The sequence below is a fragment of the Streptomyces sp. NPDC020845 genome (assembly GCF_044334165.1).
In the GTDB taxonomy this organism is placed as follows: domain Bacteria; phylum Actinomycetota; class Actinomycetes; order Streptomycetales; family Streptomycetaceae; genus Streptomyces.
Window position 1 is genome coordinate 14,377 of the sequence record NZ_JBIRSJ010000007.1, and the last position, 15,797, is coordinate 30,173.

The following is a 15,797-nucleotide window of genomic DNA, read 5'->3' on the forward strand; positions in this document are numbered from 1 at the left end:
GCGGCCCGACCCGACTTATCGATGTAGCGTTCAACCATGCCTGAGCTGAGCCAACGGCGGCGCCTGCTCGTGCTGGCGATCTGTTGCATGAGCTTGTTGCTCGTCAGCCTCGACAACACCGTCCTCAATGTGGCGCTGCCCTCGATGCGGCGTGAGCTGCACGCTTCCGTCTCCGGGATGCAGTGGACGATTGACGCGTACACGCTGGTGCTCGCCGCGCTGCTGATGCTGGCGGGCTCGACGGCCGACCGGGTGGGGCGTAAGCGCACCTTCCAGACCGGCCTGGTGGTCTTCTCCCTCGGCTCGGCGCTGTGCAGCCTCGCGCCGAACCTGGAGGCGCTGGTGGCCTTCCGTATGGTGCAGGCGGTCGGCGGTTCGATGCTCAACCCCGTCGCCATGTCGATCATCACCAACACCTTCACCGAGCCCAGGGAGCGGGCCCGCGCGATCGGGGTGTGGGGCGGCGTCGTCGGCATCAGCATGGCGGCCGGGCCGCTGGTGGGCGGGGTGCTGGTGGAGTCGGTCGGCTGGCGCTCGATCTTCTGGCTCAATGTGCCGGTGGGGCTGGCGGCCCTGGTGCTGACCGCCCGGTACGTGCCCGAGTCGCGCGCCCCGAAGCCGCGCCGGCCCGATCCGGTGGGCCAGGTGCTGATCGCCGCGCTGCTCGGCACGCTCACGTACGCGATCATCGAGGCGCCCGACCGGGGCTGGGGCTCCCCGCTGATCGCCGTGTGCACCACGGTCTCCGCCCTCGCGCTGGTCGCGCTCGTGGCGTACGAGCGGCGCCGCACCGAGCCGCTGATCGAACTGCGCTTCTTCCACAGCGCGCCCTTCAGCGGGGCGACGGTGATAGCGGTGAGCGCCTTCGCGGCGCTGGGCGGGTTCCTGTTCCTGAACACGCTGTATCTGCAGGACGTACGCGGGCTCGGGGCGCTGCACGCCGGGCTGTGGATGCTGCCGATGGCGGCCATGTGCTTCGTCTTCGCGCCGCTGTCCGGGCGGCTGGTGGGCAGCCGCGGCCCGCGGCTCTCGCTGCTGCTGGCCGGGACGGCGATGGCGGCGAGCGGGGTGCTGTTCGCGGCGTTCGACGCCCAGGCGACCGACGCCCTGCTGCTGATCGGCTATGTGCTGTTCGGCATCGGCTTCGGCCTGGTCAACGCGCCCATCACCAACACCGCGGTGTCCGGGATGCCCCGCGCCCAGGCCGGGGTCGCGGCGGCCGTGGCCTCCACCAGCCGCCAGGTGGGCCAGTCGCTCGGCGTCGCGGTCATCGGCGCGGTGCTCGCCTCGGGCGCGGCGAGCGCGGCGGGCGGGGCGCACAGCGCCGCCTCGGCCACGGCCTTCGTGGACGCTGCCCGCCCCGCCTGGTGGATCATCGCCGGATGCGGGGGCTCGGTGCTGCTGCTCGGGGTCCTCACCACCGGCCGCTGGGCGGCCGGCACCGCCAAGCGCGCTGCCGCGCTCTTCGGCGACGAGCGCGCGCCCGCTCAGGCCTCGGCCACCACCAAGGCGTAATCCGGACCCGTTGTGTCGCATACCGGCCGAACCAGTTGCCCCACATACCCCACCCCGGTATCTTCTCCATGGTCTCTGGGACACCCCTAGGGGGTATGAGGATCGGGCGGGGGAAGCGCGGACATGAACGTCGAAGGGTTCGCCGCGGACGGCTACGACGAGGTGCGTCGGGTCTTCGAGCGGCTGGTGGACAGCGGCTCGGAAACAGGGGCCGGGCTGTCGGTCTGGCGGCAGGGCCGCGAGGTCGTCCGGTTGCACGGGGGGTGGTCCGACGCCGGACGGAGCCGTTCCTGGCGCGGCGATACGCTGGTCCAGCCCTACTCGCTGTCGAAGTCGTTCGTCACGCTCGCCGCCCTGGTGGCGGTCCGCGACGGCGCGCTGGCGCTGGACGAGCCGATCGCCAGGCACTGGGGCGAGTACGGGGTCCGGGGCAAGGAGCGGACCACGCTCCGCCAGGTGCTCACCCACCGGGCCGGCCAGCCGCGCTTCCCGGCCGAAGCCGCGGGTCTCGACCTGCTGGACGAGGACGGACTACGGAAGAGCCTGGCGCAGGCGGCGCCGGAGTACGAGCCCGGGACATCGCTCGGGGAGCATGCCCTGACCTACGGCCACCTGGTCGACGGCATTCTGCGCGCGGGCGCCGGCACGACCCTGGGAGAGATGTTCAACGATGTGGTGCGGCCCGCGCTGGGGCTCGACGCCTGGTTCGGGGTACCGGATCACGCACTGGACCGCGTCGCCGAACTCGAGTACGCGGACCCCAACTGGCCGCGGCAGCTCCACGCGGCACCGTGGCTCCAGATCCCCGCCGGGGCCCTGGACACGGCGCGGACGAACTCCCGGGCCTGGCGGCAGTCGGTCTTCGGGGCGGCCAACCTGCACACGACCGCGACCGCCATGGCGGCGTTCTTCTCCCGGCTCACCAGCGAGGACGGCCCGGTGCGCGAACTGCTGGGGCCACAGCTGCACACCGAGCTGCTCACCTCCCAAATCACTGGCTTCGACGAGGTCTTCGGCACCGACATCACCTGGACGCTGGGGTTCGTACGCGACAAGGGCAAGATCGCCAAGGGCGGGATCGGCGGCTCGGCCGCCTGGTGGTCGCTCCGGCACCAGCATGCCTGTGCCTATCTGACGCGCCGGCTGGACGATCACTCCCGGGCCGCCCAGATCGCCGCGGCCCTGGGCGACGACCTGACGGTGGTGGGCGAGGACTGAGCAAAGGCGGCGCTACGACCCTCTCCGGAAAGCGCGGTGCCGCTCAGACCTCGGCGAGCACCAGCGCGTGAAGCCGCTCCAGGCGCTCGTGGGTCTCGGCGTCCGCCGGGGTGTAGACGTGCAGCTTGGGCCCCGAGCGCGGGCCGGTCCACAGGTTGGTGCCGGTGACCCGGAGCATGCCCACCTGCGCCTGCCGGAAGACCTTGACCTTGTCGCCGGGCCGCAGCACCTCATGCCGGGCCCAGACCTCGCGGAACTCGGGCGAGGCGTCCTGGCACCGCTTCAGCAGCGCCTTCCACGTCGGCTCGGCCAGATGCTCGGCCATCGCGGCCCGGAGCTTGGCGGCCATCACCCGGATCGCCTCCTCCCGCTCGACCATGCCGGCGCGCCAGTCGTCGTGGGTGAGGGACAGCCACAGGCAGTTGCGGTCCTCCGGCGGCACCGCCTCCAGGTCGCACAGCAGCCGCCCGTAGGTGCGGTTGTACGCGAGGATGTCGAACCGCGAGTTCTGCAGGCAGGCCGGGAACGGCTCCAGCTGCTCGAGCATCAGCCGCAGCGCCGGGGTCACCCCCGTGCACTGGCTGCCGGGGTTCGGGTCGACGGCCCCTGAGAGCGCGAACAGGTGCTGCCGCTCGCTGCGGTCGAGGAGCAGCGCGCGGGCGATGGCGTCGAGGACCTGGGTGGAGACATGGATGTCCCGGGCCTGTTCGAGGGAACAGTTCACCGCCTAGGACATGACTCAGGTCACACCTAGGCCCGTTCCCTGGGAGCCCTGGTGTCAGCATCTTCGCTGGTCAGCAAGCCGAGCAATCGACTCGCTACCTCCCCCACGAACCAGGGAGGCAGCGCCATGACACCCACGAAGAGCACTCGCCCGGAGTTGGCTTTCAGTCTCCGGCTGTCCCGCTCGTCCGACGAATCATCCTCGCTTGACGTGCAGCTTCGAGCCTGCCGACTCAAGGCGGAAGCACTCGGCTTTGACGCTGAGACGATCGCTGCGGCAGAAGCCAACGCCTACATTGACGACGGAGTCAGCGGCGGCAGCGCGCTGGAGACCCGGAAAAAGGGCATGGCGCGAATCATGGCTGACCGTCCGATATGCGTGATCGCCTGGAAGCTGGACCGGTTTGCTCGCAGCGTGCGTGAGTTCCGCAAGCTTATGGATTGGGCTGACGAAAAGGGCGTGCGGCTGATCACGTCCGATGGCCTTTTGGACTCCGCCGACAAGTCCGGTACCGGGCGCCTTATCGCAACGATCATTGCTGCCGTTGCGGAATGGGAACTGGGCATCATCACGGACCGCAGCGAGGCAGCCCACGAAGAGCGCCGGACACAGGGCCGATGGATCAGCGGGAAGGCTCCGTTCCCGTACACGATAGAGCGACGCGACGGTAAGGCCTATCTCGCCGAGGATGGCGAAGCCTTTGCCCTGGTGCGGAAGCAGATTGCCGCACTCCTCAAGGGCGGGAAGGGTGGAAGCCTTGCCGCTACGGCTGAGCCCCTGCCGATTGGCCGTTACCAGTGGCGCAAGCTGCTTCGTGGCGCAGTTCTGCGCGGGTGGCGTGAGCACAACGGGGAGTTGGTCACCGAAGACGACGGAGTGACCCCCGTGCAGTTCGGCCCGGAAGTGGTCGACGCTGCCACCTACAAGCGGCTACAGGACCGGTTGAAGGAACTTGAAGCGGGCGAACGCGCAGAACGGCGTGACGCCCCGTGGCTGGCCGGAATGGTTGTCTGCGATCAGGGCTGCAAGTACAACGGTGGGCTTTCGTCCCGTAAACGTCCCCTGTACAAGTGCGAGAACGGGCACGGCTCCGTCATGGCTGACCGCATTGAGCCTCTGGTGTTCGAGGAGTTCCGAGAGAAGTTCGGCCATGAGCCCTTGTACGCAGTGACCTACTCGGGCGGTATCGACCACAGCGGGGAAATGGCAGACCTTGAGGCCAAGATCAAGCGCGGTTCCGCGAACCTCCTTCTGATGGACCCGGAAGACGCCGGAGAGTTGCGCGCCCTGGTTGCAGACCTCAAGGCCACATACGCCCGCCTGAGCGCCGAACACGACCCTGAAGTTACCGAGACACGGACGGCGACGAATACGGAGCTCTGGGAAGTGTGGGACAGCCAGGATGAGGACGAACAGCGCGTTCTGCTCACTCAGCGCGGGTGCAAGATCACGGTCTACCCGAAGGGTCACCAGGGCGGACGCGTGGTCATCGAATGGGCCGCGAAGCCTGAGCCTGCCGACTACGAAGCAGCGGCATAGCCCCCGAACCTCTACGGCTGATTGCCGTAGAAATCCATGACACCGGTCCGGCCACGACTTGGCGGAAGAGACCGGACCGGTGTCCTCAACAGAGGAGAGAACAGCATATGAGCAACGAGACTTGCGGCGCACGTAAGCCCGGATGGGAGAACGGTCCCGCGATCGGTCGTCACCGCATCCCGTGCGTACGCCTGAAGGGCCACCAGGACGCGCACCGTGACGCGCTGGGGCAGGAATGGGCGGCTACCACCGAAAGCCCTGCTGTGGTGACTGCGCGGGCAGCGCTGGCGAAGGCTGACCCGCTGGACTTCACCGACACACACGCCATGGCTGCCGCCGTTGGTTCGCTGCGTGAGGCACTGCGCATGGTTCTGGAAGGTGCCGAGTCATGAGCGATGCCGAAGAGCTTGCCTGGTATCGAGAGTGCGAGTGGCGACGCATCACGCGCATGCTGGAAGCCCTGTACGTCCGTCAGACAACCGAAGGGGAGTCGATCCTACTCCGGCAGCACATGGGACGCCTTGAGGCGCTGCAACAGGCACTCATGGGATTCCCTGAGTCTCTTGCCGGATAGAGCGCCAGGGAAACCCTGAGCGCCCCCCCCTGAGCGCCTTCTAGCCCCGTCTGCCCCAGTGGTCCGGCGGGGCTTTCGCATGCCCTCACAGGGCCGCCGAGGGCTTCCCTGGTGCGCTGGCACGACAGTGAGCCGGTAAGGTCCACCGACGGCCAGTCGAAGGGGAGTGCGGCATGAGTGAACAGCCTTTGAGCCATGGCAGGGGAGCACCATGCGCCACGTGCGGTATGACAAGTCATGAGACCGACCAACATGAAGCGGCAAAGGAAGCGGCGGGGGAATTCGCGCTACGGGCATACCGGTTCCACACGGACCACCTTCCGACGGACGCTGCCGGGTGCCGTGCCGCCGGACACTGCGAGCACTACTACGAGTGCTGCAACTGTTCCGGACTACTGCCATCCGAAGAACGCAGGTTGGACGTTCTAGAGCTGTACAGGGAGGCAGGGGCCAGTAACGCACTGAGTGGCCGCCTGAGAGCCTTCTAGCCCCGTTGGACCCCCGGCCCGGCGGGGCTTTCTCATACCCTCACAGGGGCATGCGGAAGCTTCGGAACACACCCTTCCGCTTTAGCCGGTAGCGCACCTGACACCCCGTCGGATTGGTCACACTCTCCGGTCGCCCCGTGGCGCGGTCAGCGCAGAACGGGCGAAAAACCAGTTCCAGTGTAGGTAGGTTTCTGACACATCGCCAGAAACCCCGCCTGACCTGCCTAAATGTAGAAGTGTAGAAGTGACCCCCACCTTCAATACTTCTCGCGATATATAGCAGAGATACCCGGACCAGCCCTCAAATCTGCACTTCTGCATTCTCGCAGGTCAGGGAGGGATCCGAAGCCCCTCCCCCTGCCGCCTGCCCCATGAAACTGCATTTCTCGCGATTTCCAGCCGTCGGGGATTGCGAAATCCGCATGATTCCACGCGTGACACACGTCACATAAATTCCCTTGTCCGCCATGTCTGAATTGCAATGCTTTGCGGGCACTCCACTCCCTAGATAAATTCTGAGGGCGGGAAACGTCCTTAGCGGGTGGCAGCCACCACCAGACCCGCAAACATGAGCACCCGGCTACGGGGGTCTAATTCCGTAGCACAACCAGCCCCCGGGCATGGGTTGAGTAATCAGAAGACGCGTGGCTGCCTCTTCGATTGCTCCCCGTGTCTGGGGGCTTTTTTCGTATCCGCGCGCAGAGACGCGGGCAGCCACATAGAAAGACTTCCACCATGACTTCTGCACGTTCTGAATACAAGGCAGCACACGCACGCGTGGTTGATGCCCATGGGCCAGCCATACTCCATCCCTGCGACTTCTGCGGGCGGGGTGCAACTGAGCATGCCTACGACCACCAGGACCCGGCAGAGATATTCCGTGATGGCTTCCTGTGGAGTGAAAGTACGGCGCATTACCGGCCCCTCTGCGTGCGCTGCCACAGGGCTTATGACCGCGCATTTCGAAAGCACGGCAAGACGGCTCTTCCTGCTGTCGCTGAGGCCCTACGTGAAGCCGCTGGGGAGTTCTACGAAGGGCGCCGCAAGGCTTTTGAAGCCACAGCCGATTCCGCATGGCGTGCCTACGAACGCGCGATAGCTGGTCGCAAAGAACGGCGCTCCGCCGCCGAGACTGCCGCAGCGAAGATCGCTGGGGAATTGATGAGCCGGGCCTACGCGAAGCGGCCGTCTGGGATTTCCCCGGAGGAACTACGGGCTTCCTGGGTGCGCTGGGCTGGTGACCACCCGGCATAAAGACCAGGGCAGGGGGCTGTGATTGAGCCATGCGCAACCCCCTGCCCTCCCCTTATTGAAAATCCACCAAATCCCAGCCGACTGACCCCCTTACCCACGAAATTCGGAGTAATTCCAATGGACGCTATCGGGGCCTCGCAGGCCATAGCCATTCTCGAAGAACACGCAATCGTGCCAGCGGATGAGTTTCCGCGCGCTGAGCTGTTTGCTGCTTTCTCAGCGCTCCGCCTTCTGGCTCTGGATGGTGACGATGCCGAGACTGAGTGAGGCTGACCGGGCGCATGTCGCTGTGTTTGTAGCCGTTGTGGGCGAAGCCCTCGAAGAGTCGCTGGGGGCGGATGCAAGTCTCGGGCTGCTTTTCGATGCATGCAAAGAAGTCACCGGCCTTAGCTTCATTCCTTTGGGTACCTTCGACCGGCTTCTACGCGCCACGGGCTACAAGCGCGCTGAGCGACGCTACGGCAACCGATTGAGAGAAATCTGCCCGAAAGACCCGGCATGGAACAACCGGGTTTGGTACTGGTGACCACCTACCAGTTTTGGTATGTGACCCATCCTGAAAGGAACATCACTGATGACTGACAACACCCCCTGGTACATGCGCAGCACGGATACCACTTGCACCGATAAGGGAAGCCCGGAGCGCAACCGGCGACACCTTGAGTCTCTTGCTGAGCTAGCCAGCGAAGAGGCGGATTCCGTGGCTTCCCACCTTCGGAGCCTTGAGGCTAAGGGCGTGGCCATTCCGGCTGAGTCGCGTATCTCTATGGGCTATTCCGCAAATGCCCGCAAGGCTGCCGCTCAGCTTGACGCACTGCCGTCCGATTCTGCCCCTTCGGCATCTGCCGCTGACCTGACCCCCGAACAGCGCATTGCGCGCGGATACGGAGCCTGAGCATGAGTGCCCTTGAGAACGCCCGTGCTGCCGCACAGAAGGCCGCTGAGGAACTAGCCGCCCTTGAGGCGCAGGAAGCCGAGAAGGCCGCCCAGAAGGCGGCTGAGCGCGCCGAGAGGCAGCAAGAGAAGGACACGGCGTTTCTGGCTCAGTGGGAGAAGCTAGACGCCGACCTACAGGCAGTCGGCTCGAAGTCTGCCGCTGAAATCATCTACGAAGGCGGAGACGTGATTCAGGCTGTCGCCCTCTTTCATATTCAGCGTGCGAAGCGCAATGCTGTTCGGGCACATGCGCGGGCAGCATATTTCCGGCTGCATGGTGAGCACCCGGAAGACCGTTCTGCAATGGAGCTGACGCAGCGAGACATGATGATCGCTGACCGGCTCGAAGAGGCGATTACTCGCGCTGCCGGTATGCATGCCGCTGACCTAGTAGGCGCACTTGAAGCTGAGTGGATGGTGCCCGATGGCGAGTGACGCACTTGACCCCGGACCTAGCGGGGATTACCCGCAATTCCCGCGCGATGCTCAAGGTTTCCCTTGCTGGCAGGGCGACGGACGTACGCCGGTAAATGGCGCGCCTATGCCCCGTGGGCTTAAGCGTCAGCGCAACAGTCAGTCCGGTGAATCGGTGCTCATTGACATGACTCCGCGCGACAGTGAAGGGAACCCGGTCAACCCGCCCGTAATTCCGCCGCAATAGTAGGAAGCGCCCTGTGTCTCACCCGCACGGGGCGCCTACTTTCGACTGCCGTCATCGTCTAGAGCAACTTGTGCCCGAATTACAAAATCATTCAAAGATTGTCCAAATTCCCTAGACTCTTCAAGTAGCTTTCGGCGAATATCATCGCGGAGAGCATTCATGTCTGTGGGTCCCCATTCCTCCGTGAGCACCCTGTGATATGCCCCAATCGTGTAAGCGAGTTCATGGCTCAAATGCTCAATCTTGCTGGCGTTTTCTGAGATTTCCTTCGGTCCGGCAAGCGCAGCGTCTATGGCCTTCTGTCTGACTGTATCGGCCACTTCAAGGCAGCGGCTGACTAACGCTTCGTTGATATGATCTGTCGGAGCCAGGTCGAAGTCAAGGGAGAATAGGCCAGTCAGATCACGCATTCTAGAAGCCTCCGATATAAATTCCTTGTATATCGCGTGTCGCGGCTCCCGTCTTTCTCGGCGATGCTCTGATCGAGCTGTAATGCGAGCGCCTTCCCGCTGAGCCCAACCTGTTGCCAGCGCTGCGCCAATCGTCGCTATCGAACCTGCCAGCGCCCCGAGCACTGCGGCCAATCCTGCATCCATGCCGCCAACCTTCCCGGCCTACAAGGCAGAGGGTCAAGGGTGCCCACCCGGGGGATGACCCCCACCCGGCCCTGAAAACGGTCGGCAGGGAGGGAAAAAGCTAGCGCCGCAGCTTGGAGCGTTTGCGCGGGGGGCGAACCCTGCACTTAGGTCCCGGCCTCGCGGGGATAAGGGGTGCCATTCTCGTCTGTGACCTCTGCCAACGATGCGGGCTGCACTTCGACTCTGAGCATGGGCCATGGGGTTGGACTCTCAGCGCTCCCACCCGTCAAAAGCATGTGGCGGACGAAGGCACCCACCAAGAATTCGCGCTCAGCTAGGCGGCTAATGTACTGCTGAACGGTCTTCTCTGCGTCCCGATTCTCTCGGACGCTTACTATTTCCCCGGCAATGTCAAGGTAATCACGCAGCAGATCCATGAATTCGATGATCAAGTCTTCGTCGTCATCATTCAGATGATCCGGCATGGCGTACTCAAACGTGACGCTTTCTTTGACCATATTCCAGAGCGGGTTTCCACGCGTAATTAGTTGCAACACCTTGGACTGAGGGAACAACGGATCAGGAACCAGCCTCAATCGGGTTTCTTCGGCTTCCACCCTGGACCGCACCCACGTTTCGTGTTCCGATTTGATTAACCGGAGCCGCTCCACCGTGAAGTGGTTCGGCTGATCATCCACCCGCTTGTGATCCTTGCTGCACAGGAGAATCAGATTCGAATGGTGGTTAATCAGTTCCTCTGCGATTCCTCCTGCCCTGGGGCCCCCCTCCGAGCGTGCAACTATGTGCGCTTCCTCGCCAAATACAGAGGGGTCATCCGATGCGGTCCCAGATGTGATCACCTGCTCTTTACAGATGGCACAGAGGCCGCCAGCCTGAACCCACAGGATCTTTCGGGTCTTCTCGGAGACGCCCATTTTCAACCTCGCAAGGAATGAGTGACTGTCGGCCCCGTACCCGCTGCCTTCTTGGTGGCCGGTACGGGGCTTTCGGTGTTTCCCTGGGCCTATTACACCCAGCTACTTACGATGCGCTAAGCCAACGCCCTAGTAGTAGTCTTCGCCACTGAGGATTGCATTGCCCTGATTGATGAGCGAGCTGGTCTCCGCTGCGGCGCAGCTCCCGCAGAATTCGCCTGCACCGTACCTTTCATCGTAGTAGTCAGGGTCTCCGTCGAACTCGGCGTTGTACTCCTTTCGCGCGTCTGCGACCTCGAATGTTGTTCCACACTCAACGCATTTCGCCATGCCCGCATGTTACCCGCTGCCAGGGTGCTGACTTTCGCTGTTGGCGGCTGAAAATGTGCACCTTTCGCCGGCTGCGGGTACCTGATGCCTTGACCTGCGAGTTCCTTGACTGACGCCTTTGCGCTCGCGTGCACTGCTGCGAACCTGGCTAAGCCGCCGGGTGCTCAGTGAGTAGGGCGGCGACTTCCGGCACGTCTGCGTACTCCTGCAACCTGCCCAGAATGATGCGCACCCGTTGCACCACTCTTTCTGACGGGGTATCAGATGCCCAAGGAAATCACCCGCTCGGCTACGCCTGCTGCCTCTTCGGGTTCATTGGCGTCCACCAGCGCCACGGGCAGCCAAGAGAGATACAGGGCCATTTCCCGGGTGTGCGTGGCGTCATAGCCGCTGAGGACTTCCTGAAGCAAGGGCACAGTGCGCAAGCTTAGGTCCCACACGCGCTGACCGTCTGGTGGTCGGTACGGGGCTTTTCGTATATCCGGAACACTTGATTCCGTTCTGGCTAGTTGATCATTACCCTTACGGGCCGTCAAGTCATCTGCGTGGACACCTCCTTGACGAACCCGCGTTGTGCAGCTAGGGCGTGGGCATACCCTTGATGGTGAGGTGATGCCGATGTCTACGGGGTTGGCAGACAACGTCAGGAAGTACCGGCGCACGGCCGGACTGAGCCAAGAAGGGTTGGCCGAAGCGGCTGATCTGTCCCTCAGCACGGTCCGCAAGGTCGAGCAAGGCGGACACGTCAGCATGGACACCCTTGCCGCTCTTGCTGGCGCGCTGGGGCTCTCGACTTCCGCCCTGTTCGCCAGCGAGGCACCCAAGCCGGTTGTTGGTCCGCAGGATGAGGCGAACCGTCGCTCCCTGGCTGAGTTGAGGCGTGCTCTCATGCCCCCTATTGGGCTTGCTGCGCCCCTGTCGGAGCCTGGTGAGGCTGCGGAGCCGTCCAGCATCCGACAGCGCGTCCAAGACAGTCACGCGCTCTACCAGGCTGACCGGTACACGTCCGTTGCGCGGAAGCTCCCCAGCCTGCTGCGTTCCTCTGAGGCTGCCGTGTCCACTCTTGAGGGTGAAGAGCGGCAACACGCAATGATCGCGCGGGCTCATGCGCTGTTGCTCACGGGGAAGTATCTGACGCAGGTTCGGCAATACGACTTGGCTTATCACGCACTCGCTGAGGCCATACGGCTTGCCCGTGAGACTGGCCAAACCCAATTGGCCGCAACTGGAGTTGCGGGGCTGTGCTGGTTGCTGCTCCGACAAGACCGATTTGACGAAAGCGAGCAGCTTGCCGCGCAAACAGCAGCGGAAATCGAACCGCGCATGTCTGAGGCGACACCCGCGCAGCTTGCTGTCTGGGGCGAACTGTGGCTCAGGGTCGCTGCTGCTGCCCGGAGGAACAACCGACTGGATGAGGCCAAGCATGCCCGCCGAATGGCGGCTACCGCTGGTGGCGCACTTGAGCGGGAACACACCGAATTCCCCTCGCATTGGGGAGCATTCGGCCCTGTGACCGCTGAAGCAAAGGCTGTTGAGGATCTTGCCCTTGCGGGTGATGCCCGTGGTGTTATCCGGCGCGCTGACGAAGGTCCGCTCAGCCCCAAAGCGGTGAAGAACTTCGGTCGCTTGAGTACGAACAACTGGGGTCGCCATCGGCTGGACGTTGCCCACGCTCACGTCCTACTTGGGTCCCACCAAGACGCCATGGATGAGCTTGTCGGTCTTCGCGAAACCGGCGATGTGTGGATTACTCATCAGCCCATGGCTCGGCGCGTGATGAAAGACATCCTCGAGACCCGCAAGCGGACGCTGACGGAAGAGATGCGGAGCATGGCGGCTCATCTTGGTATCGCTGGCTAGCTACTGCGGAGCGAGGTAGTTCTGCGCGCGTTTCTGCTGAACTACTGTGCTGCACGTGTGGATTGATGGACTGCCTGGACCTACGGTCCCCCTTACCGACAGACGGATAAGGGGGCCGAATCCATGCAGAGGACGGAAGGCGACCGACAGCGACGGCATAATCTTGCCGACATTGCGACGGGACACGCACCCCGGTTACTCCCCTGGACGACGGACGACGGCAAAGCGTGCTTGCTGAGTACGGATGATGAGGGCGGGTACATGTCTCGACTCGCCGACCGGATGGAAGCCGTGCAGCTTGGTATTGGGGCGGAAGTCCTTGAGCATGCCCGTGAAGTACTGAAGGACACGAAGGCAGCCCACGGAGAGTTGAGGTACGTCGGGACCCGTCTCGCTGAATGCCTCAGTGACGCACTCAGGATCGCTGAGTCGCGCGGAATGCGGCTACCGGTGTCAGACACCGAAGATGACACGAAAAGTCCCGCACCGGCCGCTGAGACTCCCACATGAGTCGCAGCGTCATGCGCTTCGTTCCGCACACGATCCGGCACGAGCCAGCGGGCGGAGTGACCTTCGAAGCCTTCTGCGTCACGGTCGGATGTAGTGAGGAATCCGGACCGCAGGAAGAACAGGAATCGGCTCAGAACTGGTGCCTTCGCCACACTGGCCGGACTGGTCATGATCTCTTCCGTCGTGTCACTACGGATCATGCCCGCGTGACGCGAGACGAATGACCCCGGTCCGCTGAGGGCGGCAAACAAGGCTCAGCGGATCGGATGAGCCCCCGTCGCGTGCTCCCCCCGTGGCACCGGACGGGGGCTCTTAACTTCTAGGAGCACTGAACATGCTGCAATGCACTCGGGTATCAACACTGCCCGTAGGCGAACTGGCCGCCGAGTTACTGGCCGCCGGACATCAGCCGGTAGAGCAATTCCGCACGTACACAGGGGCATGCCTGTACGTATGGTGTGAGCTCGGAGAGCACAGCGACGGGAAACACGCTGACCTGATCAGCGAAGAAGACGTCAACGGCGAGTATCTGTGGTTCCTGTGGGACGACAACGGCGGGCACAGGTTCGAGTACCTTCCCGCGTGTGTGGCTGACGCGCCCGACGGAGATGACGTGTGCCACTTCTTCCGGCAGCACCCTGGCGACCACTCGTGGAAAGTCACGGACCCGGTAATGGACGCCATGAGGAGCGAGGTTAAGCGCCAGATGCGCGGCTGGCAGAGCGACGGCTAGCCCCGAGGTTGGCATTGGGCCCCGTTCGGATGATGACTCCGAGCGGGGTTCTGTGCTGCTCAAGCGCATGTCTGTTGACGTGTATCCCGACGGGTGTACGGTTCGAGCCAGGTGTACCAGGTGACCCCGACCGCGGCGAGCTGGGCGACCTCCTCGCGGCGCAGCCCCGGCGTACGCCGGCGCCGCCCACGCGGCAGACCTACCTGCTCGGGGGTGATCCGCTCGCGCCGGCTGCGCAGGAACGCGGCGAGCTCGTCGCGGCGTATGCCGTCGGTCGCGGCGGTGGCTGCGGTGGCGGCGGTGGCTGCGGTAGCGGCCGTCGCGCTCTCCTGGGCCATGGTGGTCATGGGACCAGGGTGCCTGAGGGCTCAGCCGGTTTCCAGGTAGTTCTTGTACCAGGATAAGAAGACTCTGGTACCCGGCTGAGCCGGGCGCGAGGGTCATATCCGTGAGCCAGACAACCATCCGTACCCAGACACCGGCCGCCAGGGCGGCCGGGGCTTCCGGTCCCGCCGGGGCCGCGCACGACGCCGACGAGGCCGACGGGGCCCTGAACGCCCTCGGCCTGTTCACCGTGCTGCTCGGCGCGGCCCTCCCTCTCATCGACTTCTTCATCGTCAACGTCGCCCTGCCCGCCATGGACCGCGATCTGAACGCGGGCCCCGCCCTGCTGGAGCTGGTCGTCGCCGGGTACGGCGTCGCGTACGCCGTACTGCTCGTCCTCGGCGGCCGGCTGGGCGACACCTTCGGGCGGCGCAGGCTCTTCCTCGCCGGTATGGCGGCCTTCGGGCTGACGTCCCTGGCCTGCGGTCTCGCACCGAACGCCTGGAGCCTGGTCGCGGGCCGCGTGGCGCAGGGCGCCTCGGCGGCCCTGCTGCTCCCCCAGGTGCTCGCCACCATCCACGCCACCACCTCCGGGCCGCGCCGCGCCCGCGCGGTGAGCCTGTACGGCGCCACGGCCGGCCTTGCCATGGTGGCGGGGCAGATCCTCGGCGGCGTACTGGTGGCCGCGGACCTCGCGGGCACCGGCTGGCGCGCGGTTTTCCTGGTCAACGTCCCGGTCGCGCTGGCCGGCCTGGCCCTCGCCGCCCGCGCCATCCCGGAGACCCGCTCCGACCGCCCCGCGCCCGTCGACGTCCCCGGCACCGCGCTGCTGGCCCTCGCCCTGATCGCGCTGCTGCTCCCGCTGACCGAGGGCCGCGCGGCCGGCTGGCCGCTGTGGACCTGGCTGCTGCTGGCCGCCTTCCCCCTCGCCGCCGTCGCCTTCTACGCCATCGAACGCCGACTGGAGTCCTCCGGCCGCACCCCGCTGCTCCCGCCGAGCCTGTTCGCCCTGCCCGGCCTGCGCCGGGGCCTGCTGATGCTCCTCCCGTTCAGCGCGGGCTTCGGCGGCTTCATGTTCGTCATCGCGGTCGCCCTCCAGCAGGGCCTCCGCTACGGCCCCGTCGAAGCCGGCCTGGCCCTGACGCCCATGGCCACGACCTTCTTCATCGCCTCCCTGATGGGCCCACGCCTGGTCAGCCGCTACGGCAACCGCGTCGTGACCACGGGCTCGGTGATCCAGGCCGTCGGCATCGCCCTGCTGATCCTGACCGTCCACCAAAGCTGGACCGACCTCACCCTCGCCGACCTGCTCCCCGGCATCGCGATCGCCGGCTTCGGCCAGGGCCTGCAACTGCCCGTCCTGATCCGCGGCATCCTCGCCGAGGTCCCCGCGGAACGGGCGGGGGTCGGCAGCGGCGTCATGGTCACCACCCAACAATCCGCCCTGGCCCTGGGCGTGGCCACCCTCGGCACCCTCTTCCTGACCCTGACCCCCTCCATGGGCATGGGCGACGCGATGGTCCGAACCCTGGCCCTCCAGCTCGCGGGCATCGTGGTGACCGGGCTGCTGAGCCTGCGGTTGCCGCGGATGCTGGGGTGAGCGGCCTTCACTCCAACC

The 15,797-nt window shown here is 64.9% G+C and carries 14 protein-coding genes and 2 pseudogenes; 11 read left to right on the forward strand and 5 right to left on the reverse strand.

What is annotated here, in order from left to right; genetic code table 11:
* Window positions 1-36 precede the first annotated feature (36 nt).
* Entirely contained in the window at window positions 37-1,515 is a 1,479-nt protein-coding gene (locus ACH4U7_RS18595; protein ID WP_398528980.1) for an MFS transporter, read from the forward strand.
* A gap of 123 nt (window positions 1,516-1,638) precedes the next feature.
* Complete coding sequence (locus tag ACH4U7_RS18600) at window positions 1,639-2,733, forward strand: serine hydrolase domain-containing protein (RefSeq protein WP_398528981.1); 1,095 nt, start codon at window positions 1,639-1,641, stop codon at window positions 2,731-2,733.
* Window positions 2,734-2,776: 43 nt separating this feature from the next.
* Here the strand turns inward: ACH4U7_RS18600 and ACH4U7_RS18605 are convergent.
* Window positions 2,777-3,445: pseudogene (locus ACH4U7_RS18605) on the reverse strand (XRE family transcriptional regulator); the annotation flags it as partial.
* A gap of 138 nt (window positions 3,446-3,583) precedes the next feature.
* On the opposite strand from ACH4U7_RS18605, the gene ACH4U7_RS18610 reads away from it, so the two are divergent.
* The 6 genes from ACH4U7_RS18610 (at window position 3,584) to ACH4U7_RS18635 (ending at window position 8,683) form a co-directional block, all read left to right on the forward strand.
* On the forward strand, window positions 3,584-4,996 hold the full coding sequence (locus ACH4U7_RS18610) for a recombinase family protein (RefSeq protein WP_398528982.1): 1,413 nt from the start codon (window positions 3,584-3,586) through the stop codon (window positions 4,994-4,996).
* Between the two features lie 107 nt (window positions 4,997-5,103).
* Window positions 5,104-5,388 carry a hypothetical protein gene (locus tag ACH4U7_RS18615; RefSeq protein WP_398528983.1) on the forward strand — a complete coding sequence of 95 codons (285 nt, stop codon included), beginning with the start codon at window positions 5,104-5,106 and terminating at the stop codon, window positions 5,386-5,388.
* Window positions 5,385-5,570 (forward strand): hypothetical protein, encoded by a 186-nt coding sequence (locus tag ACH4U7_RS18620; RefSeq protein ID WP_398528984.1) that lies wholly within the window; start codon window positions 5,385-5,387, stop codon window positions 5,568-5,570. The genes ACH4U7_RS18615 and ACH4U7_RS18620 overlap by 4 nt, the downstream gene beginning before the upstream one ends.
* A gap of 1,923 nt (window positions 5,571-7,493) precedes the next feature.
* Window positions 7,494-7,838, forward strand: a complete 345-nt coding sequence (locus ACH4U7_RS18625; RefSeq protein ID WP_398528985.1) for a hypothetical protein — start codon at window positions 7,494-7,496, stop codon at window positions 7,836-7,838.
* A 48-nt stretch (window positions 7,839-7,886) separates the two neighbouring features.
* Complete coding sequence (locus ACH4U7_RS18630; protein ID WP_398528986.1) at window positions 7,887-8,207, forward strand: hypothetical protein; 321 nt, start codon at window positions 7,887-7,889, stop codon at window positions 8,205-8,207.
* Window positions 8,208-8,209: 2 nt separating this feature from the next.
* Window positions 8,210-8,683 carry a hypothetical protein gene (locus tag ACH4U7_RS18635; protein WP_398528987.1) on the forward strand — a complete coding sequence of 158 codons (474 nt, stop codon included), beginning with the start codon at window positions 8,210-8,212 and terminating at the stop codon, window positions 8,681-8,683.
* A 261-nt stretch (window positions 8,684-8,944) separates the two neighbouring features.
* Here ACH4U7_RS18635 and ACH4U7_RS18640 read toward each other — a convergent pair whose 3' ends face one another.
* The 3 genes from ACH4U7_RS18640 to ACH4U7_RS18650 all read right to left on the reverse strand — a co-directional run bounded on the left by ACH4U7_RS18640 (window position 8,945) and on the right by ACH4U7_RS18650 (window position 11,168).
* Complete coding sequence (locus ACH4U7_RS18640; protein WP_398528988.1) at window positions 8,945-9,505, reverse strand: hypothetical protein; 561 nt, start codon at window positions 9,503-9,505, stop codon at window positions 8,945-8,947.
* A 146-nt stretch (window positions 9,506-9,651) separates the two neighbouring features.
* The gene (locus ACH4U7_RS18645; protein WP_398528989.1) at window positions 9,652-10,422 is read right to left on the reverse strand and encodes an HNH endonuclease; all 771 of its coding nucleotides are present in this window, start codon (window positions 10,420-10,422) and stop codon (window positions 9,652-9,654) included.
* Window positions 10,423-11,012: 590 nt separating this feature from the next.
* The gene (locus ACH4U7_RS18650; RefSeq protein ID WP_398528990.1) at window positions 11,013-11,168 is read right to left on the reverse strand and encodes a hypothetical protein; all 156 of its coding nucleotides are present in this window, start codon (window positions 11,166-11,168) and stop codon (window positions 11,013-11,015) included.
* A 202-nt stretch (window positions 11,169-11,370) separates the two neighbouring features.
* Here ACH4U7_RS18650 and ACH4U7_RS18655 point away from each other — a divergent pair, with 202 nt between their 5' ends.
* Together ACH4U7_RS18655 and ACH4U7_RS18660 are read left to right on the forward strand one after the other, a co-directional pair.
* Window positions 11,371-12,612 carry a helix-turn-helix transcriptional regulator gene (locus ACH4U7_RS18655; protein ID WP_398528991.1) on the forward strand — a complete coding sequence of 414 codons (1,242 nt, stop codon included), beginning with the start codon at window positions 11,371-11,373 and terminating at the stop codon, window positions 12,610-12,612.
* A gap of 844 nt (window positions 12,613-13,456) precedes the next feature.
* Window positions 13,457-13,855 carry a hypothetical protein gene (locus tag ACH4U7_RS18660; protein ID WP_398528992.1) on the forward strand — a complete coding sequence of 133 codons (399 nt, stop codon included), beginning with the start codon at window positions 13,457-13,459 and terminating at the stop codon, window positions 13,853-13,855.
* A 101-nt stretch (window positions 13,856-13,956) separates the two neighbouring features.
* Here the strand turns inward: ACH4U7_RS18660 and ACH4U7_RS18665 are convergent.
* A pseudogene (locus tag ACH4U7_RS18665) lies at window positions 13,957-14,202 on the reverse strand (XRE family transcriptional regulator); the annotation flags it as partial.
* A 101-nt stretch (window positions 14,203-14,303) separates the two neighbouring features.
* Here ACH4U7_RS18665 and ACH4U7_RS18670 point away from each other — a divergent pair.
* A complete protein-coding gene (locus ACH4U7_RS18670; protein ID WP_398528993.1) occupies window positions 14,304-15,779 on the forward strand; it encodes an MFS transporter in 1,476 nt (491 codons plus the stop codon).
* Window positions 15,780-15,797: the final 18 nt, after the last annotated feature.